The organism is Gemmatimonadota bacterium (assembly GCA_016713785.1).
Lineage (GTDB): Bacteria > Gemmatimonadota > Gemmatimonadetes > Gemmatimonadales > GWC2-71-9 > JADJOM01.
This window is the reverse complement of sequence record JADJOM010000003.1, coordinates 1,006,460-1,024,833: the sequence shown is the minus strand read 5'-3', so window position 1 is coordinate 1,024,833 and position 18,374 is coordinate 1,006,460. Positions and strand designations below refer to the sequence as shown.

The following is an 18,374-nucleotide window of genomic DNA, read 5'->3' as shown; positions in this document are numbered from 1 at the left end:
TCGTGGAGTCATCGATGCGTCGTTCCGTGATGTTCCTCGCCGCCGCGCTCGCGGCGCCCCTGTCCCTCACGGCCCAGACGCCGTACTCCGCGTGCAACCAGCCGCTCATCATCGCCTCGCAGCAGAACATCAACATCTGCAACGCGGCCATCGACGGGGCGGAGATCTTCCACCCGGTCGCCGGCATCCTGGTGAGCGGCGGCAACCCGGTTCTCGGCAGCGTCGGCACCCTGGGCGGCCTCCCGCACTTCGCGATCACCGCCCGTGGCAACGCCACCCAGCTCGTCACCCCCGACCTCGACTATGACGGCACCGGCACCACGGTGCCGCGCAGCGACAAGCTCTTCGCCCCGGCCCCGGTGATCGAGGCGGCGGTCGGCATCATCCGCGGGCTCGGGCCCAGCGGGTTCCTGTCGATCGACCTGCTCGGATCGGCCTCGCTCCTCCCCACCAGCCAGATCGACGGGCTCTCCGTGGACAAGGACGCCACCAAGATCGGCGAGATCGCCCTGGGCCTGGGCTACGGCGCCCGGGTGGGCGTGATCCGGGGCCGCGGGTTCATCCCCTCGGTCACCGTCTCGGCCATGAAGCGGAGCATCCCGCGCATCACCTACGGTGATGTGGCTGGCGGCGACCAGTACGCGTACAGCGTGGACCTCGACGCCACCAACCTGCGCGCCGTCGCGGGTTACCGGCTGGCCCTGCTCAACGTCGGGGTGGGCGTCGGGTACGACAAGTACACCAGCGAGGCGATCATCACCTTCGAGGACCAGCTGCTCGCCGCCCCGATCACGGTGCGACACGACCTGGAGAACAGCCGGAACCTGGCCTTCCTGACGGCCTCGCTCGACATGCCGGTGGTCAAGATCGGCGCCGAGCTCGGCTACCAGCTCGGGAAGGACGAGACCTACAAGACGGATTTCCAGGGGATCGATCCCAGCGCCAACCGGCTGTTCGGCAGCGCGGGCATCCGCTTCAGCTTCTAGCCCGCGGCCGGTTTCCGGCCAGTCCCACGACGGCGTCCCGGTCCTCAGGACCGGGGCGCCGTCTGCCGATACTGGCACCATGAACCGTCTCGCCCCGCGGCTCCGCCGCCTTGCCACGCTCCTGCCGCTGCTCACGCTCGTTCCCGCGCGCCTCGCGGGGCAGGACAGCACCGCGGCCGGGCCCTGCGTGGCCGACACCACCAGCGCCAGCCGCATCTGCCAGGCCGGCGTCGATGCCCTCACCGCGTTCCTCCCCATCGAGGGCCTGCTGGTCAGCGGCGGCAATCCGGTGCCCGGGACCGCGGCGGGGATCGGGAAGTTCGGGCACGCGCGGATCGCGGGGCGGGTGGGCATCGCACGGGTGACGCTGCCCAGCGCCTCGTACGACGGCACCAGCGACACCGTGGCCGCTGACAAGCAGCTGTACGTCCCGGTGCCGCGGCTCGACCTGCAGCTCGGCCTGCTCAGCAAGAAGCTCAAGCTCGGCACCGTCACGGCGGACTTCCTTGCCTCCGCGGTGGTGATCCCGACCGGCGCCACCACCCGCATCCGGATCGACGACAATGCCCGCACCCTGGCCGGGATGGCCCTGGGCCTCGGCTTCGGCCTGCGGCTGGGCCTCGCGATGCCCGCGCCCAAGCCCACGGTCTCGCTCAGCGTGATGAAGCGGGACATGCCCGGCATCCGCTTCGGTGACCGTGCCGCCGGCGATCAACTGTCGGCGTCGACCACCCTCTCAGCCATCAACGTGCGCCTCATGGTCGGTGGGCGGCTCAAGATGCTCACGCTGGCGGCCGGGGCCGGTCTCGACCTCTACAAGGGCACGGGTGCGGTGACCTTCGCCGACAGCACCGGCGCGGACACCACCGTGGCGGTGGACCTCAGCACCTCCCGGATCATGACCGCGCTCAATGCCGGGCTGGACGTCGGGCCGGTGAAGGTCTGGGCCGAGGGTGGCTTCCAGGTCGGCAAGAAGACCGAACTGGCCACGACCTTTGAACGGAATGATCCGAGTTCCGGTCACTTCTTTGCCGGGCTGGGCGCCGCGATCCAGTTTTGAGCTTCCGGCGGCACCCCCTGCCGCCGCCCTACCGCCACCCCGCCATACCGCCGTAAATTCCCGTCCGTGAACCACTTCGACGCCATGGGCAGGGCTTTCGAACTGGCCCGGATGGGGTGGGGCAGGGTCTCCCCCAATCCGATGGTCGGGGCCCTGATCCTGCAGGGGGATCGGGTCGTCGCCGAGGGGTGGCATGCCGAGTTCGGCGGGCCCCACGCGGAGGCGGTGGCCTTGGCGCGGGCGGGGGCGGCGGCGCGAGGCGCCACCGTGGTGGTCACGCTGGAGCCATGCAATCACCAGGGGAAGCAGCCCCCGTGCGCGGAGGCGTTGATCCGTGCGGGCGTGGCCCGGGTGGTGGTGGCGGTGCCGGACCCGAACCCGGAGGCGCGGGGCGGCGCGCAGCGGTTGCGTGATGCAGGTATCGCGGTCGAGTTCGGGGTCCGGGAGGACGAGGCGCGGGCGCTCAACGGGATCTTCTTCCACCGGTTCGCCGGCCTGGGCCGGCCGTTCCTGGCGCTCAAGCTGGCGACGACCCTCGATGCGCGGATTGCGGACCAGACCGGCCGCTCGCGGTGGATCTCGGGCGAGGAGGCGCGGGACTACGTGCACTGGCTGCGGGCCGGCTTCGACGCCATCGCGGTCGGTGGGCACACCGCGCGGGTGGACAACGCGTCGCTCACGGTCCGGGGCGACATCGAGCCCCGGCGGCCCCCGACGCGCGTGGTATTTGACCGCCATGGGGAGCTGCCCGACGCCCTGGCCCTGGTCCAGACGGCCGAGGCCGTGCCGACGGTGCTGATCACCGAGCTGGTCGGGCCCTCGGCGCACCTGGCCCGGCTCGAGGAGGCCGGGGTGACCGTCTCCCGGGTCGGCGGGCTCGCCGAGGGGCTGGCCGCGCTGCACCAGCTGGGGATCGGGTCGCTGCTGGTGGAAGGCGGGGGCCGGCTCGCGGGGGCCCTGCTCGAGGCGGGGCTGGTGGATCGGTACTACTGGATCCAGGCCCCGGTGTGGCTCGGGGATGCGGGAGTTCCGGCCATCACGGGGTATCCGGGCACCACGCTGGTGGAAGCGGAGCGGTGGTCCGTGGTCGAGCGCCGGGCGCTGGGCCAGGACACCCTGCTGGTGGTGGATCGGGAGCCATGTTCACTGGAATCGTGACCGCGGTCGGCACGGTGCGGGCCGCCACCCGCGGCCCGGACGGCCTCACCCTGCGCATCGGCGCGCCGTTCCGCGCGGTGCGAACGGGCGAGAGCATCGCCGTGGATGGCGCGTGCCTGACCGTGGAGCGGACCGGGAAGGGCTGGTTCTCGGTCCACGTGGTGGCCACGTCCCTGGAGCGGACGCTGTTCGGGGAGTACGCCAAGGGCCGGCGGGTGAACCTCGAGCGGGCCCTCAAGGTGGGCGACCGGCTGGGTGGCCACCTGGTCCAGGGGCATGTGGATGGCGTCGGCCGGGTGGAAGCGGTGCGGCGGCAGGGCGACGCATGGCTGGTGGATGTCCGGGTCCCCGCGGAGGTGGCCCGGGTGTCGATTCCGCTCGGATCCATCACGGTGGACGGGGTGAGCCTCACCGTGAACGCCATCCCGGCGCCGGGCTGCATCCAGCTCTCCCTGATTCCGTTTACCTTTGGGCATACGACGCTCGGCGACAAGACGCCGGGCGCGGGAGTTCACCTCGAGGGGGACACGATCGGCAAGTATGTGGCCTCCCTGTTGCAGAACAGGCGCGCATGACCTTCGGGACCATCGAGCAGGCGATCGACGACCTCCGGAACGGCAAGCCCATCATCGTGGCCGATGACGAGGACCGTGAGAACGAGGGCGACCTCATCTGCGCCGCCGAGCTGGTGACGCCGGAACTGGTCAACTTCATGATCACCCACGCCCGCGGCTGGGTGTGCCTGGCGCTCACGCCCGACCGCTGCGAGGAGCTGGGCCTGCCCCAGATGCAGGCGCAGAACACCGAGTCGCAGCGGACCGCCTTCACCGTCACCATCGATGCCGACGCCCGCTTCGGGGTGTCCACCGGCATTTCGGCCTCGGATCGCGCCAAGACCATCCACGTGGCCATCAACCCGAAGACCGTCGACACCGACCTGCGGCGGCCGGGCCACATCCAGCCGGTGCGCTCGCGCCCGGGCGGGGTGCTGCAGCGGGTGGGGCACACCGAGGCGGCGGTGGACCTGGCCCGGCTGGCCGGCCTCTACCCGGCCGGCGTCATCTGCGAGATCCTGCAGGCGGACGGATCGGCGGCGCGGCGGCCGGAGCTCGAGGCGTTTGCCGCGCAGCACGGGCTCACGTTCGTGACCATCGCGCAGCTGGTGGCCTACCGCCTGCGGACCGAGCAGCTGGTCCACCGCGCCGGCGTGGCGCGGATGCCCACGGAGCTGGGTGAGTTCCGGATCGTGGCCTACGCCAACGACGTGGACGGGGCGCAGCACGTGGCCCTGGTGATGGGCGAGGTCGAGGGTCAGCGCGATATCCTGGTGCGGATGCACTCCAAGTGCCTCACCGGCGACGTCTTCGGCTCGCAACGCTGTGACTGTGGTCCGCAGCTCGAGGCCGCCATGCGGCAGATCGCGGAGGCCGGACGCGGCGTCATCGTGTACCTCGACCAGGAGGGGCGCGGCATCGGGCTGGTCAACAAGATCCGCGCCTATGCCCTGCAGGACGAGGGCGATGACACCGTGGAGGCCAACCAGCGCCTCGGCTTTGCGCCGGACCTGCGCAACTACGGCATCGGGGCCCAGATCCTCCGGGACCTGGGGCTGTCCTCGATCCGCATCATGACCAACAACCCCCGCAAGCTCGTCGGGCTCGAGGGCTATGGCCTCGAGATCACCGAGCGGGTGCCCCTGGTGACCGCCCCCCACGCCGAGAACCGCGCGTATCTGGACACGAAGCGCGACAAGCTCGGCCATCTCCTCGCCCACTGATTCCATGCCCGAGATCCGCGGCCAGCTCCGGGCCCATGGCCGGCTGGCCATCCTTGTCAGTCAGTACAACGAGCGGGTGACCGCCCGGCTCCTGGAAGGCGCCCTCGAGTGCTGCCGCGCGGCGGGGATGTCGCCCGACGCGGTCGACATCGTGTGGCTCCCGGGGGCGTTCGAGCTGGGGGCCGCGGCGGCCGCCGCGGCCGGCACCGGGCGCTACACCGCGATCGTGGCGCTTGGCGCCGTGGTCCGCGGGGAGACGGCCCATTTCGAGTTCGTCGCCGGCGAAGCCGCCCGGGGCCTCAGCGCGGTGGCGGTCCGTCACGGCCTCCCGGTGGCCTTCGGGGTGCTCACCACCGAGACGATGGAGCAGGCGCTGGCCCGCGCGGGCGGCGCCGCCGGCAACAAGGGCTACGAGGCCACCGAGGCGGCGCTGCGCACGGCGGACGCCCTCATCCAATTGAAGGGAAGCTGATGCTCCGTCCGGAAACCAAGGCCCGGGCCCGCGCGCTGCAGATCCTCTACTCGGTGGACGTCGCCACGGGCCTGCCGCTGGTCGACGCGGTGACCCGGCTGGCCCAGCTCACCGGCCCCGACCCCACGGTCTACGACCAGGCCGAGGCGCTGGCCGAGGCGGTGGTGCGGGAGCAGGCGGAGCTGGACCGCTACGCGGTCGACGCGGCCGAGAACTGGCGGCTGGAGCGGATCGCCGCGGTGGAGCGGAACATCCTCCGGATCGGCATCCACGAGCTGCTCAAGGGCGAGGTCCCGCCCAAGGTGGTGATCGACGAGGCGGTGCAGCTGGCGCACTGGTTCGGCGGGGCCAAGGCGCCGGCGTTCATCAACGGCGTGCTTGACCGGGTGGCGCGGGGGCTCGGCCGGTTGTGAACATCCTGCTGGTGAACTGGCAGGACCGGGAGAATCCCCAGGCGGGCGGGGCCGAGATCCACCTGCACGAGATCTACGGCCGCCTGGCGGCGCGCGGCCATCGGGTGCGGCTGGTCTGTTCGGGCTGGGCCGGCGCTCCTGCCCGGGCGCTGGTGGATGGCATCGCGGTGGAACGCACCGGCGACCGGCACAGCTTTGCGGTGCGGGGCCGGGGGGCGGTGCGGGCCGCGCTGGGCGCCGAGCGCCCCGACATCCTGGTCGAGGACATCAACAAGATCCCGCTGTTCCTGGCGGGGCTCACGACGGGCCCGGTCGGGGTGATCATCCCCCACCTCTTCGGGACCACCGCCTTCCAGGAGGCGTCGTGGCCCATGGCGGCGCTGGTCTGGCTCCTGGAGCGGCCGATCCCGGCGGCCTATCGGCGGGCCGGCTTCCACGCCATCAGCGAGAGTACCCGGGATGACCTCGTGGCGCGGGGGGTGGCGCGGGAACGGATCACCGTGATCCATCCCGGGGTGGACGCCCGGCAGTTCACGCCGGGCGGCGCGCGGACCGCGGCGCCGACCTTCTTGTACATCGGCCGGCTGCGCCGGTACAAGGGGGTCGAGGTCGCGATCCAGGCGCTGGCCCGGGCGCGGGTCATGCGGCCGGAGCTGCGGCTGGAGATCGCGGGCAGCGGCGTGGACCGGCCCCGACTGGAGGCGCTGGTGGCCGGACTGGGGCAGGGGGAGGCCGTGCGGTTTCTCGGATTTGTGCCGGAGGCCGCCAAGCTCGACCTGCTGCGCCGCAGCTGGGCGAATATCTTCCCCTCACCCAAGGAAGGGTGGGGCATCACAAACGTCGAGGCGGCGGCCTGCGGGACCCCGTCGCTCGCCTCCGACAGCCCTGGCCTGCGCGATTCGGTGCGGGACGGGGAGACCGGATACCTGGTGCCGCACGGCGATGCCGCGGCGCTGGCCGCGCGGATGCTGGAGTTTGCGGCCGACCCGGGGCTGGTCGACCGGCTGGGGCGACAGGCGCGCGCCTTTGCCGAGGGACTGAGCTGGGACCGCGCCGCTGACCTGACCGAACGCTGGATGACCGGGCTGCTCGCCGCCGGCGGGGCCGCCCGTTAACCGCACACCCGTGGAGGAGGATCGCATGCCGATCACCATCACTGCCCGCCACTGCGAGATCTCCGACGAGCTGAAGCAGCGCGCCCAGGCGGTCGTGGACCGCCTCGAGGCCCTCGCCAGCCGTCCGTTCGACGGCACCCTCGTGTTCGACGTGGCGCCCACCTCGTCCACCGCGGAGCTCCGGCTCAAGGGCGGGAAGGGCGAGCCGCTGGTGGCCACCGGCGAGGCGAAGGATCACCGCTCCGCCCTGGACCGCGCGGAGGAGAAGATCCGCCGCCAGCTGGAGAAGGAAACGGCCAGCCGCCGCGGTCGCGGCGCCCGGGACGCCGTGTGACCATCACGGTCCGGGACCTCCTCTCGCGGCGGGGCGATCCGCTCCAGCTCGAGCCGCTGACCGGCGAGCTCGGGCTGGACCGGCCGCTGCCCGATCCCGAGGTGGCGAGCCCGGGGCTGGCCCTGGCCGGCTACACCAGCCGGTTCATGCCCCGCCGGCTGCACGTGCTGGGCGAGACGGAGATCAGCTACCTGCGGGAGCTCGACGCCCCCGAGCGGCAGTCGCGGCTGGAGAAGTTCTTCGCCTTCGAGCTGCCGTGCGTGTTCGTCACCAAGGCGCTGGAGGTCCCGGCCGAGCTGCTGGACCTCGCGCGGGTGCGGGGCACCCCGCTCATCCGCAGCCGCCTCAAGACCGCGGAGTTCTACAAGCGCCTCAAGCCGATCGTGGAGGAGGCCTTCGCGCCGCGCACCACGCTGCACGGGTCGCTGGCCGACGTGTATGGCGTGGGCCTGCTCTTCATCGGGCAGTCGGGCATCGGCAAGAGCGAGTGCGTGCTCGACCTCGTCGAGCGGGGCCACCGGCTGGTGGCCGACGACATCGTGCAGGTGAGCCGGCGGGGGAGCGACATCCTCATCGGCACCGGGCATGAGCTCGCGGCGCACCACATGGAGATCCGGGGCGTGGGGCTCATCGACATCCCGGCGCTCTTCGGGGTGCGCTCGGTCCGGCAGCAGAAGCGGATCGAGGTGGTGGTCCAGCTCGAGGCCTGGGAGACCGCCAAGGACGCCGACCGCACCGGCCTGCAGACCCTCGAGACCACGATCCTCGACGTCAACCTGCCCCGCGTCATCGTTCCCCTCAATCCGGGCAAGAACATCACCGTCATCTCCGAGGTGGTGGCCATGATGCATCTGCTGCGCTACTCCGGGGTGGACGTGGCCGCCGCGTTCAACGAGCGGCTCATCCGGAAGATGAAGGAAAAGCGTGGCCTGCGGGAATACCTGGTGGAAGACTATGAGTGAACCGCTGCACGGCGTGGTGGTGGCCCACGGAGCGCTCGCGCCGGCCCTCGTGGGGGAGACCGAGCGGATCAGCGGCCGCACCGGGGTGCTGCAGGCGGTCTCCAACTCCGACTGCGGCCGCGAGGAGATCGAACAGCGGGTGGCCGACGCGGTGGGGAACGGGCCCGCGGTGATCTTCGTGGACATGCCCTGCGGCTCCTGCTTCTTCGCCGCCATGCGCCTGGGGCGGCAGCGGCCGGACGTGAAGGTGGTCACCGGGGTCAACCTCCCGATGCTGCTCGACTTCGTGAACCAGCAGGCCCTCCCGCCGGCGGAGAGCGCCGGCCGCGCCGCCGGCAAGGGCGCCGACGCGATCCGGCAGGGCTGATGGCCATCGTGCTGCACCGGGTGGACGACCGGCTGGTTCATGGGCAGGTGGTCATCGGCTGGGGCCGCCCGCTCGGGGCCACGCGGATCATCCTCGTCGACGACCAGGTGGCCGCCAGCGACTGGGAGCAGGAGCTCTACCGGATGGGGGTCCCGCCGGAGCTCGAACTCGAGTTCGTGCCGGTGGCGGCGGTGGCCGGGAATGCGCCCGGCTGGGCAGTGGACCCGCGCCCCGCCATTCTCCTCACCGGCGACGTGGCCACGATGGCGGCGGTCTGCCGGGCGGCGGCGCCGGTGGGGCAGGTGAATCTGGGTGGCCTCCACCACAAGGCCGGGCGGACCCAGCGGCTGCCCTACATCTTCCTGTCCGAGGACGATTACCACGTCCTCGAGGGGCTCGCGGCGGCGGGGACCAGCGTGACGGCCCAGGATCTCCCCACCAGCGCGCCGGTGGCGCTGGGAGCGCTGCGATGAGCCCGCTTCCGCCTGCGGTCCTCGCCGGGCTCGTCGGGTGGAGCACGGTGGCGGGAGTCGACCTGGTGAGCTTCCCCCAGGCGCTGCTCTCCCGCCCGCTGGTCACCGGCGCCGGCGCCGGTCTGCTGCTGGGTGAGCCCGCCGCCGGGCTGCAGGTGGGCCTGCTGCTCGAGCTGTTCGCGCTGGACGTGCTCCCGGTGGGCGCGGCGCGCTATCCCGACTACGGCCCCGGCGTGGTGGGCGGCGTGGTGGTCGCCTCCGGCGGGGCGCTCCACCTGACCCTGGGCGTGGCCGGCGGGTACGCCCTGCTGGTGGCGGTGCTCGGCGGCTGGAGCCTGCAGGCGCTGCGCCGCGTGAACGGGCGGGTGCTGCAACGCTACGCGGCCGGGCTGGCGGCCGGCGACGCGGCCACGATCCACGCCGTGCAGTACCGGGGCCTGGCCGCGGACATCACGCGAAGCCTGGTGCTCTCGGTGGTGTCGATCGGGGGCGCGCTCTGGCTGCGCGACCGGCTGCCGGCCACCGACCGGCTGGCGCTGGTGACGGCGGTGGCCGTCGGGACCGCGCTCGCCGCCGCCGCCGGGGGCGCCATCCGCAGTGCGGGCCGCGACGCCCGGCTCCGCTGGCTCGCGGCCGGCGCCGGCCTCGGCCTGCTGATGGCGGCGCTCCGATGACCAGCGGCTTTACCCGCGCCTACCTCCGACTGCTGTCGGTGCAGGGCGCCTGGAACTTCGAGCGGATGACCGGCATCGGGATGGGGTACGCCGCCGAGCCGCTGCTGGAGGACCTCAAGGCGGCCGACCCGGCCCGGCACGCGGAGGCGGCGGTCCGGTCGGCGGAGTACTTCAACTCGCACCCGTACCTGGCGGGGCTCGCGCTGGGCGCGCTGGTGCGGGCGGAGTACGACCAGGTGCCCGGCCCGCAGATCGACCGGCTGCGCACCGCGCTCACCGGCCCGCTCGGTTCGCTGGGCGACCAATTCTTCTGGGCCGGACTGGTGCCGGCGGTGATCGGCGGGGCGGTGGTGGGGCTCGCGGCGGGCTACGGCTGGTGGGCCATCGCGGGCGCTGTGCTGCTCTACAACGCGGTGCGGCTGGCCACCGGGGTGTGGGCGCTGCGGACCGGGCTCGCCCATGGCATGAAGATCGGGGCGGCGCTGGGCGCCTCGTGGCTGCCGCACGCGCTGCCCCGGGTGGGCCACGCCGCCGGGCTGCTGGTGGGCATCGCCCTGCCGCTGGGGCTGGCGGTGCTGCTCGAGGGGCAGCCGCCCCGCTCGATCGTCATCGCCACCGGGACCATGCTGGTGGCGCTCCTCGCGGGCTGGCGCGCCGGCCCGCATGTGACCTCGGTCCGCTTCGGACTCGCCGCCATCGGCGGCGCCCTCGCCCTCGCCTGGAGCTGGCCATGATCGAGCGGGACGCGACCATCGTGAACCAGCTTGGGCTGCATGCCCGGCCGGCGGCCAAGATCGTCAAGCTCGCGAGCGGCTTCGCGGCCGACATCGAGATCGCCAAGGACGGCATGGCGGTCAACGGGAAGAGCATCATGGGCGTGATGATGCTGGCCGCCGAGTGCGGCAGCGCCATCACGGTCCGGGCCACCGGCGCCGACGAGGCCGCGGCCGTGGAGGCGCTGCTGGCGCTGGTGGCCTCGGGCTTCGGGGAGGCGATTTGACCGACCGACTGCTCCAGGGCATCGGCGTCTCGCCGGGGGTCGCCTTCGGGCCCGCGGTGATCGTGCGCCTGGACGTGCCCGACGTCCCCAATCGCTTCATCGGGGACGACGAGGTGGACTCCGAGCTCACCCGGCTCAAGCTTGCGGTGGCCGGGGTGGCGGAGCTGCTCGCGGCGCTGCGGGACCGGGTGCGGGAGCGGGCCGGGCGCGAGGAATCGCACATCTTCGACGCCCAGATCATGATGGCGGAGGATCCCGACTTCCTGCGCCAGGTGGAGCAGTGCATCCGCGACGGCATGAGCGCGGAGACTGCCTACGAGTTCAAGGCCCTCGAGCTGCGCAACACCTGGAGCGCCTCCGGCAACGCGCTGCTGCGCGACCGGCTCGCGGACCTCTCGGCCATCCACAACCGGATGCTGCACCGCCTGCTCGGCCGCACCGAGGAAGAGCTCTGGTCGCTCCCCGAGGGGTCCGAGGTGGTGATCGTGGCGCGGGAGCTCTCCCCCGGGCTCACCGTGCAGCTCGACCGCGACCGGGTGGTCGGGCTGCTGAGCGAGGAGGGCACGCGCACCTCCCACGCCGCGATCCTGGCCCACTCGCTCGGCATCCCCGCGGTGATGGGCGCGGTGGGGGCGCTCGACCGGATCCGCCAGGGCACCGTGCTCCTGCTCGACGGCCAGACCGGCACCATCCTCCTCGACCCCAACCGGGCGGAAATCGAGCGGGCGCGGGCCCAGCTGTCGCGGCGCCAGAAGCTCGAGTTCGAGCTCGAGGCCGCGGTCACCCAGGCCGCGATCACCCCGGACGGGGTGCAGCTCACGGTGATGGGCAACGTCGACCTGCCCGACGAGATCGCGGCGGCGGTGCGCCTCGACGCCCAGGGGGTCGGCCTGCTCCGGACCGAGTTCCTCGTCACCGGCCGCGCCCATCTCCCCACGGAGGACGAGCAGGCCGACTACTTCCGCCGGGTCTGCGAGGCGTTCCCGGAGCACCCGGTGGTCATCCGGTCGTTCGACCTGGGCGGTGACAAGTTCCCGGCGGCGTTCCGCGCCCCGCAGGAGGCCAACCCCTTCCTCGGCTGGCGCTCGATCCGGGTCTGCCTGGATCATCCGGAGATCTTCCGGCCGCAGCTGCGCGCGGTGCTGCGGGCCGCCGCCGACCGGAAGATCCAGCTCATGCTCCCGCTGGTGACCCAGGTGGACGAGGTGATCCAGGCCCGCGAGATGCTGCTCGAGGAGGCGCTCAAGCTGGCGCGCAACGGGGTGCGGGCCGCGGCCTCGGTGCCGGTCGGGGTGATGATCGAGACACCCGCGGCGGCGATCCTGGCCGACCAGTTCGCGCAGCACAGCGCCTTCTTCAGCGTGGGCACCAACGACCTGGTGCAGTACACCCTGGCGGTGGACCGGGGCAACGCGCGGCTGGCCGACCGCTTCACGCCGCACCACCCCGCGGTGGTGCGCCAGCTCAAGGGCATCGTCACGGCCGGGCAGCAGGCGGGGATCGGGGTCAGCGTCTGCGGCGAGATGGCCGCCGACCCGCTCTCGGTGGTGCTGCTCATCGGCCTGGGCTACCGCTGCCTGAGCGTCGGCCCGCCGGCGATCCCGCTGGTCAAGTGGGTGGTCCGCACGGTGCCCGTGGCGGTGGCCGAGGCGGCCGCGGCCGCGGCGCTCGCCGCCGACCGGCCCGCGGACGTGACGGCCGCCCTCCGGGACGCGGTGAAGGACCGCTTCGACCCGCGCGTGTTCGAGTCGCTCGCGGCGTTGCCGCGCCCGTCGGGCCCCGCTACTTTGCGCTCGTGATCCCCGCGGCCCCGCCGCGTCCTTCCCCCCACAACGCCCACACTGCCATGGCCAAGGCTCACCGCCACGTCTTCACGTCCGAGTCCGTCACCGAAGGGCACCCCGACAAGGTCGCCGACCAGATCTCCGACGCGGTGCTCGACGCGATCCTGCGCGATGACCGGGCGGGGCGGGTGGCCTGCGAGACCCTCGTCACCACGGGCATGGCGGTGGTCGCCGGCGAGATCACGACCACCACGTACGTGCACATCCCGGACGTGGTCCGTGACACCATCAAGCGCATCGGCTACACCGACGCGAACTACGGCATCGACGGCAACACCTGTGCGGTGCTGAGCTCCATCGACCGGCAGTCGCCCGACATCGCCCAGGGCGTGGACACCGGCGGCGCGGGCGACCAGGGCATGATGTTCGGCTACGCCTCGGACGAGACCCGCGAGCTGATGCCGGTCCCGATCCAGCTGGCGCACCGGCTCGCGGAGCGGCTCGCCGCGGTCCGCAAGGGCGAGAAGGGCCTGGAGACGCTCGAGTGGCTGCGGCCCGACGGCAAGAGCCAGGTCTCGGTGGAGTACGAGGGTGACCGCCCGGTGGCGGTGCGCACGGTGGTGGTCTCCACCCAGCACGCGGCGCAGTGGAAGGGCCGGGAGCTCTCCCAGCGCACCATCCGCGAGGGCGTCATCGAGCAGGTGATCCGGCCGGTGCTCGCCAAGACCGGGCTCGACACCCGCCGCACCACCTTCCACATCAACCCGACCGGCCGCTTCGTCATCGGCGGCCCGCACGGCGACGCCGGCCTGACCGGCCGGAAGATCATCGTCGACACGTACGGCGGCATGGCCCGCCACGGCGGCGGCGCGTTCAGCGGCAAGGACCCCTCCAAGGTCGATCGCTCCGCCGCGTACGCCATGCGCTGGGTGGCCAAGAACATCGTCGCCGCCAAGCTGGCGCGACGCTGCGAGGTCCAGGTGGCCTATGCCATCGGCGTCCGCGACCCGGTCTCGGTCATGGTCGACACCTTCGGCACCGGCGTCGCGCCGGACGTGCGGATCGAGCGGGCGGTGCGCGAGGTCTTCGACCTGACGCCCGCCGGGATCATCAAGGCGCTCGACCTGCGCAAGCCGATCTACTCGCCCACCGCCGCGTACGGGCACTTCGGCCGCCGGCCCTACACCCAGGGCAAGCTGCGGTTCTTCCCGTGGGAGGAGACCAGCAAGGTGGCGCAGCTGCAGCGCGCGGTGGGATGATCGAGGTCACCGTCGCCCAGCTCGGGCTCGACCGGACGACCAACTCCCCGGTGGTGATCCTGCGGGAGAAGGACGGGCAGCGGGTGCTGCCGATCTGGATCGGACCGGCCGAGGCGAGCGCCATCGCGATGGAACTGCAGGGCATGAAGCCCCCGCGCCCCATGACGCATGACCTGCTCAAGACGGTCATCACGGGGCTCGGGGCCACGGTGCAGCGGATCCGGATCAGCGCCGTGAAGGACAAGACCTACCTCGCCGAGCTCTGGCTGGCGCGCGCCGACCATGTCTTCCAGCTCGACGCGCGCCCCTCCGACAGCATCGCCCTCGCGCTGCGCACCCAGGCCCCGATCTTCACCGAGCCGGAACTGCTCGAGGACTTCGCCGGCGCCGATGCGCCCGCGCCGATGGCCCCCGATCCCGCCGACGAGGCCGAGAAGCTGCGCGCCTGGCTGGAGAAGATGAACCCCGAGGACTTCGGGAAATTCCAGCCGTGACCCACCGTGCCTGGCTTGTCCTCACCCCGGTCCTGGCCGGGGCCCTCCTGCTCGGTCCCACCGTCCTCGCCGCCCAGGGCACCGTCACCGCCGCCGGGCGGGTGGTCCGCGAGCAGGGCAGCGATACCATTCCCGTGCCCGCCGCCCGGGTGGTGCTGCACCGGGTGGGGCGCGACCAGCAGGGCCCGATCGACTCCCTGGTCACGGGGGCCGACGGCCGGTTCCGCTTCCGCTACCTGGCCGACACCGCCGCGGTGTTCCTGCTCTCGAGCGGCTACGCCGGGATCGAGTACTTCTCCACCCCGCTGCACCTCGACCCGAACGCGCCCGACACCGGCCTCGCGTTGTTCGTCTCCGACACTTCGAGCGTCACGCCCCTCGAGGTGGTGTCCCATCACGTGGTGATCAGCCAGCCCACCGCCGACGGCACCCGCCCCGCGCTGGAGATCGTGGTGCTGGGGAATCCCGGCACCGTCACCCGGGTGGCGGGCGACAGCGCCCACCCGAGCTGGAGCACCGCGCTCCCCCGCGGCGCCCTCGGGGCGGCCATGGGCCAGGGCGACGTCTCGCCCGAGAGCGTGGTCTTCCGCGGCGACAGCCTGCTCCTCTACGCGCCGATCGCCCCAGGACGGAAGGAAGTGGTGTTCGGCTACAGCCTCCCCGCCGCGCCGGGGCCGGTGACGTTCACGCTCCCGGAGGGCGTCGCCAGCTTCACGCTGCTGCTGGAGGAGCGGGGGCGGACGGTGACGGGCGGGGGACTCGCCGCCGTGGACAGCCAGGCCATCGAGGGCCGCACCTTCCAGCGGTGGACCGGCGAGCCGGGGCCCGACAGCCGGATCGTGATCGACTTCCCGGGGGGCGGCACCCGCTGGCTGCTGCCGCTGCTGGTGGGGTCGGTGGCGCTGGCGCTCCTCGCGGTGCTCACCCGGGTGTTGCGCCGGCCCGTGGCGCCGGCGAGCAGCGGCCCGAGCCCGCTGCTCGACCAGCTGGCCCGGCTCGACGCCCGCTACGCGGGGCGCCAGGCCGAGGTGCCGGCGGCGGAGTGGGAGCGGTACCAGTCGGACCGCGCGGCGCTCAAGGCCGCGCTCGAGTCGGAGCTTGCCGGGAGGCGGGCCCGCACTTAGGTTGGACGCGCAGTCACAACTCTGCACGCGAGTCGGGATGCTCGGAAGCCGGTGCAAAGCCGGCGCGGCCCCGCCACTGTAACGGGCAAGCAGGATTCTCGCTCATTCGCCACTGGGAAACCGGGAAGGCGAGCGAGGTGCCCGGAGCCAGGAGACCTCTCGTCTCGCGCCACCACGAACACCCTCGGGGGAGGGATCGGTGGCGACTTCAGCCGCATTGCGCCGGCTCCTGTCCGCCCATCTCCAGTGCCCCGGGGATGGGCGATTCCATTGAAGCGGATCCTCCCGCTTCTCCTCGCCCTCCTCGGCGCCTGCAGCGCGCCGGCCCAGCGGCCGGACGCCGGCCTCGTCATCGTCGATGACGCGGGCGACTCGGTCCGCCTCGCCCAGCCGGCGCGGCGCATCGTGTCGCTCAGCCCGGCCACGACGGAGCTGGTCTTCGCCCTCGGGGCCGGGGGCCGCCTCGTCGGCCGCACCCGCTGGTGCGACTACCCGCCGGCCGCGCTGGCCGTGCCCAGCGTGGGCGACGGCCTCCCCCCCAACATCGAGAGCGTCCTGGCCCAGGCCCCCGACCTGGTGCTGGTCTATCGCTCCCCGCAGAACGCCGCCGCCCTCGAGCGCTTCCGCGCGGCCGGCATCGCCGCCGTGCAGCTCGGCATCGATCACCTGGCCGACGTGCCCCGGCTGGCCCGGCTGCTCGGCCCGGCCGTCGGCCGGGGCGCGGCGGGTGATTCCCTCGCCACGGCCTTTGAGGCCGGGGTGCGCGCCGCCGCCGAGCGGACCGCCGCGCTCCCCGAGGGGCGCCGCCCGCGGGTGCTGCTGCTCGCGTGGGACCAGCCGCCCATCGCGATCGGCGCCGGCAGCTTTCAGAGCGAGATCCTGGCGCTGGCCGGCGCGCGCAATCTCTTCGCCGACCTCAGCGCGCCCTCCGCCACCGTGAGCATCGAGGCCATCGCGGCGCGCGATCCCGACCTGGTGCTCGTGGCCGATTCCGGCCTCCCCGCCATCGCCGGCCGGCCCGAGTGGGCCGCCGTGCCGGCGGTGCGCGAGCGCCGCTTCGTGCGGCTGGTGACGTCGGTCTTCGGCCGGCCCAGCCCCCGGGCCATGGAGGCGGTGGCGGAGCTCCGCGCCGCGCTCGAGGCGCCCCGATGACCGGCACCTCGCGCTGGCCGCTCCTGCTGACGGTGGCGCTGCTGGCCATCGTCACCGGCCTGGTCTTCGGCGCCGTGCGGTTGCCGCCCGCGGCGGTCTGGGCGGCGCTCACCGATGCCGGCGCGGCCGGCGCGCCGATCGTGCGCGGGCTCCGGCTGCCGCGGGTGCTGCTCGGATTCCTGGTGGGTGGCAGCCTGGCCGTCTCCGGGGCGGTGCTGCAGGCGCTCATCCGCAACCCGCTCGCCGATCCCTACCTGCTCGGCATCTCCGGGGGGGCCGCCATCGCCGCGGTGCTGGTGATCGCCCTTGGGGCCGGGGCCGCGTGGGTGCTGCCGCTCGCCGCCTTCGCCGGGGCCATGGCCGCGCTGCTCCTGGTCTATCGGCTCAGCCTGGTGCAGGGGCGCCGGCTCGATCCGCACATCCTGCTGCTGGCGGGCGTGGTGGTGAGCGCCTTCACCGGCGCCCTGGTGAGCGCGGTGCTCACGCTCTCGCCGGCGGCGCAGCTGCGCAACGCCTTCCTGTGGATGCTCGGCGGGCTGGGCGGCGCGTCGTGGCAGGCGGTGGGGATCTTTGCGGCCTACGCGGTGGTGCCGCTCGCGGTTCTCGCCCTTCGCGCCCGGGCCTTCGACCTGCTGGCGCTGGGGGACGACACCGCCCGCCACCTGGGGGTGGAGCCGGCGGCCCTGCGTCGCACCGCCTACGTGGCCACCGGCTGCCTCACGGCCGCCGCGGTGGCCACCTGCGGCATGATCGGCTTCGTGGGACTGGTGGTGCCGCACGCCATCCGCCGGCTGTGGGGCCCGCTGCACGTGACGCTGCTCCCCTCCGCCTTCCTCCTCGGCGGGAGCTTCCTGGTGCTCGCCGACACGGTGGCACGCGCCATCGCCCCGCCGATCGAGCTGCCCGTCGGTGTGGTCACTTCGCTGGTGGGCGTGCCGCTGTTCGCGATGCTGCTCCGGCGGACCCTGCGATGATCCTGAGCGCGCGCGCGCTCGCCGTGCAGTACCCCCGCGCCGCCACCCCGGCGATCGCGGGGGTTTCTCTCGACCTCGCGGGGGGCGAGCTGGTGGCCATCGTGGGCCCCAACGGTAGCGGCAAGACCACGCTGCTCCGCGCCCTCCTCGGCACCCTGCCGCTCGCCGCGGGCGCCGTGACGCTGCTCGACCGCCCGCTGGCCGGGTGGACCAGCGCCGAGCTGGCCCGGGTGGTGGGGGTGGTGACCCAGCGGGAGGAGTCGCTCTTCCCGCTGACCGTGGAAGAGACCGTGAGCCTGGGCCGGTACGCGTTCCTCAGGCCGCTGGCCCCGCTGGGCGAGGCCGACCGGCGGATCGTGGCGGACGCCATGGCCCGGGCGGACGTGGCGCAGCTCGCCGCCCGGCCCACCGACCAGCTGTCCGGCGGCGAGTGGCAGCGGGTGCGGATGGCGCGGGCGCTGGCCCAGCAGCCGCGGCTGCTGGTGCTCGATGAACCCACGGCCTCGCTCGACGTCCGCCACGAGATGGAGGTCTTCGAGCTGGTGCGCCGGCTGGCCGGGCAGGGGATCGCCACGATCCTGGTGAGCCACCACCTGAACCTGGCCGCCCGCTATGCCGACCGGGTGCTGCTGCTGCACCAGGGCCGCGTGGTGGCCGATGGCCCTCCCGCCACCGTCCTGACTGGCCCGACCGTGACCCGCGTCTTCGAATGGCCCGTCGCCATCACCACCTGGTGCGACGGTGCGCCGCAGGTTGTACCACTCAAGCCCGGCGAATAGCCGGGATCGAAAGGTCC

The 18,374-nt window shown here is 73.1% G+C and carries 22 protein-coding genes and 1 riboswitch; all 22 genes read left to right on the top strand.

What is annotated here, in order from left to right; genetic code table 11:
* The first annotated feature begins 14 nt into the window (after positions 1-14).
* The 22 genes from IPJ95_12600 (at position 15) to IPJ95_12495 (ending at position 18,357) form a co-directional block, all read left to right on the top strand.
* The gene (locus IPJ95_12600) at positions 15-986 is read left to right on the top strand and encodes a hypothetical protein (GenBank protein MBK7924447.1); all 972 of its coding nucleotides are present in this window, start codon (positions 15-17) and stop codon (positions 984-986) included.
* Between the two features lie 79 nt (positions 987-1,065).
* Positions 1,066-2,046: a hypothetical protein gene (locus IPJ95_12595; GenBank protein MBK7924446.1), complete on the top strand. Its 981-nt coding sequence runs from the start codon at positions 1,066-1,068 to the stop codon at positions 2,044-2,046.
* 84 nt (positions 2,047-2,130) lie between these two features.
* Positions 2,131-3,204 carry a bifunctional diaminohydroxyphosphoribosylaminopyrimidine deaminase/5-amino-6-(5-phosphoribosylamino)uracil reductase RibD gene (gene ribD / locus IPJ95_12590; GenBank protein ID MBK7924445.1) on the top strand — a complete coding sequence of 358 codons (1,074 nt, stop codon included), beginning with the start codon at positions 2,131-2,133 and terminating at the stop codon, positions 3,202-3,204.
* Entirely contained in the window at positions 3,186-3,779 is a 594-nt protein-coding gene (locus IPJ95_12585) for a riboflavin synthase (protein MBK7924444.1), read from the top strand. Before ribD ends, IPJ95_12585 begins: the two co-directional genes overlap by 19 nt.
* Positions 3,776-4,981, top strand: a complete 1,206-nt coding sequence (locus tag IPJ95_12580) for a bifunctional 3,4-dihydroxy-2-butanone-4-phosphate synthase/GTP cyclohydrolase II (GenBank protein MBK7924443.1) — start codon at positions 3,776-3,778, stop codon at positions 4,979-4,981. Before IPJ95_12585 ends, IPJ95_12580 begins: the two co-directional genes overlap by 4 nt.
* A gap of 4 nt (positions 4,982-4,985) precedes the next feature.
* Positions 4,986-5,453, top strand: a complete 468-nt coding sequence (locus IPJ95_12575) for a 6,7-dimethyl-8-ribityllumazine synthase (GenBank protein MBK7924442.1) — start codon at positions 4,986-4,988, stop codon at positions 5,451-5,453.
* Entirely contained in the window at positions 5,453-5,866 is a 414-nt protein-coding gene (gene nusB, locus IPJ95_12570; protein MBK7924441.1) for a transcription antitermination factor NusB, read from the top strand. The genes IPJ95_12575 and nusB overlap by 1 nt, the downstream gene beginning before the upstream one ends.
* Positions 5,863-6,981 (top strand): glycosyltransferase family 4 protein, encoded by a 1,119-nt coding sequence (locus IPJ95_12565; GenBank protein MBK7924440.1) that lies wholly within the window; start codon positions 5,863-5,865, stop codon positions 6,979-6,981. Before nusB ends, IPJ95_12565 begins: the two co-directional genes overlap by 4 nt.
* A 25-nt stretch (positions 6,982-7,006) precedes the next feature.
* The gene (locus IPJ95_12560; GenBank protein ID MBK7924439.1) at positions 7,007-7,315 is read left to right on the top strand and encodes an HPF/RaiA family ribosome-associated protein; all 309 of its coding nucleotides are present in this window, start codon (positions 7,007-7,009) and stop codon (positions 7,313-7,315) included.
* Positions 7,312-8,277, top strand: a complete 966-nt coding sequence (hprK, locus tag IPJ95_12555) for an HPr(Ser) kinase/phosphatase (protein MBK7924438.1) — start codon at positions 7,312-7,314, stop codon at positions 8,275-8,277. The genes IPJ95_12560 and hprK overlap by 4 nt, the downstream gene beginning before the upstream one ends.
* Positions 8,270-8,644, top strand: coding sequence for a hypothetical protein (locus IPJ95_12550; protein ID MBK7924437.1), 375 nt, complete (start codon positions 8,270-8,272; stop codon positions 8,642-8,644). Before hprK ends, IPJ95_12550 begins: the two co-directional genes overlap by 8 nt.
* Positions 8,644-9,117 carry a PTS sugar transporter subunit IIB gene (locus IPJ95_12545; protein ID MBK7924436.1) on the top strand — a complete coding sequence of 158 codons (474 nt, stop codon included), beginning with the start codon at positions 8,644-8,646 and terminating at the stop codon, positions 9,115-9,117. The genes IPJ95_12550 and IPJ95_12545 overlap by 1 nt, the downstream gene beginning before the upstream one ends.
* Positions 9,114-9,791, top strand: a complete 678-nt coding sequence (locus IPJ95_12540; protein MBK7924435.1) for a PTS sugar transporter subunit IIC — start codon at positions 9,114-9,116, stop codon at positions 9,789-9,791. The genes IPJ95_12545 and IPJ95_12540 overlap by 4 nt, the downstream gene beginning before the upstream one ends.
* A complete protein-coding gene (locus tag IPJ95_12535) occupies positions 9,788-10,525 on the top strand; it encodes a PTS system mannose/fructose/sorbose family transporter subunit IID (GenBank protein MBK7924434.1) in 738 nt (245 codons plus the stop codon). Before IPJ95_12540 ends, IPJ95_12535 begins: the two co-directional genes overlap by 4 nt.
* A complete protein-coding gene (locus IPJ95_12530; protein ID MBK7924433.1) occupies positions 10,522-10,791 on the top strand; it encodes an HPr family phosphocarrier protein in 270 nt (89 codons plus the stop codon). The genes IPJ95_12535 and IPJ95_12530 overlap by 4 nt, the downstream gene beginning before the upstream one ends.
* Entirely contained in the window at positions 10,788-12,590 is a 1,803-nt protein-coding gene (ptsP, locus tag IPJ95_12525) for a phosphoenolpyruvate--protein phosphotransferase (GenBank protein MBK7924432.1), read from the top strand. Before IPJ95_12530 ends, ptsP begins: the two co-directional genes overlap by 4 nt.
* 47 nt (positions 12,591-12,637) lie before the next feature.
* Positions 12,638-13,834 (top strand): methionine adenosyltransferase, encoded by a 1,197-nt coding sequence (locus IPJ95_12520; protein MBK7924431.1) that lies wholly within the window; start codon positions 12,638-12,640, stop codon positions 13,832-13,834.
* Entirely contained in the window at positions 13,831-14,328 is a 498-nt protein-coding gene (locus tag IPJ95_12515) for a bifunctional nuclease family protein (GenBank protein MBK7924430.1), read from the top strand. Before IPJ95_12520 ends, IPJ95_12515 begins: the two co-directional genes overlap by 4 nt.
* A complete protein-coding gene (locus IPJ95_12510) occupies positions 14,325-15,452 on the top strand; it encodes a hypothetical protein (GenBank protein MBK7924429.1) in 1,128 nt (375 codons plus the stop codon). The genes IPJ95_12515 and IPJ95_12510 overlap by 4 nt, the downstream gene beginning before the upstream one ends.
* Before the next feature lie 43 nt (positions 15,453-15,495).
* Positions 15,496-15,608, top strand: a riboswitch (cobalamin riboswitch).
* Positions 15,609-15,722: 114 nt separating this feature from the next.
* On the top strand, positions 15,723-16,604 hold the full coding sequence (locus IPJ95_12505) for an ABC transporter substrate-binding protein (GenBank protein ID MBK7924428.1): 882 nt from the start codon (positions 15,723-15,725) through the stop codon (positions 16,602-16,604).
* Positions 16,601-17,578 carry an iron ABC transporter permease gene (locus IPJ95_12500; GenBank protein MBK7924427.1) on the top strand — a complete coding sequence of 326 codons (978 nt, stop codon included), beginning with the start codon at positions 16,601-16,603 and terminating at the stop codon, positions 17,576-17,578. The genes IPJ95_12505 and IPJ95_12500 overlap by 4 nt, the downstream gene beginning before the upstream one ends.
* Positions 17,575-18,357: an ABC transporter ATP-binding protein gene (locus IPJ95_12495; protein MBK7924426.1), complete on the top strand. Its 783-nt coding sequence runs from the start codon at positions 17,575-17,577 to the stop codon at positions 18,355-18,357. The genes IPJ95_12500 and IPJ95_12495 overlap by 4 nt, the downstream gene beginning before the upstream one ends.
* Positions 18,358-18,374: the final 17 nt, after the last annotated feature.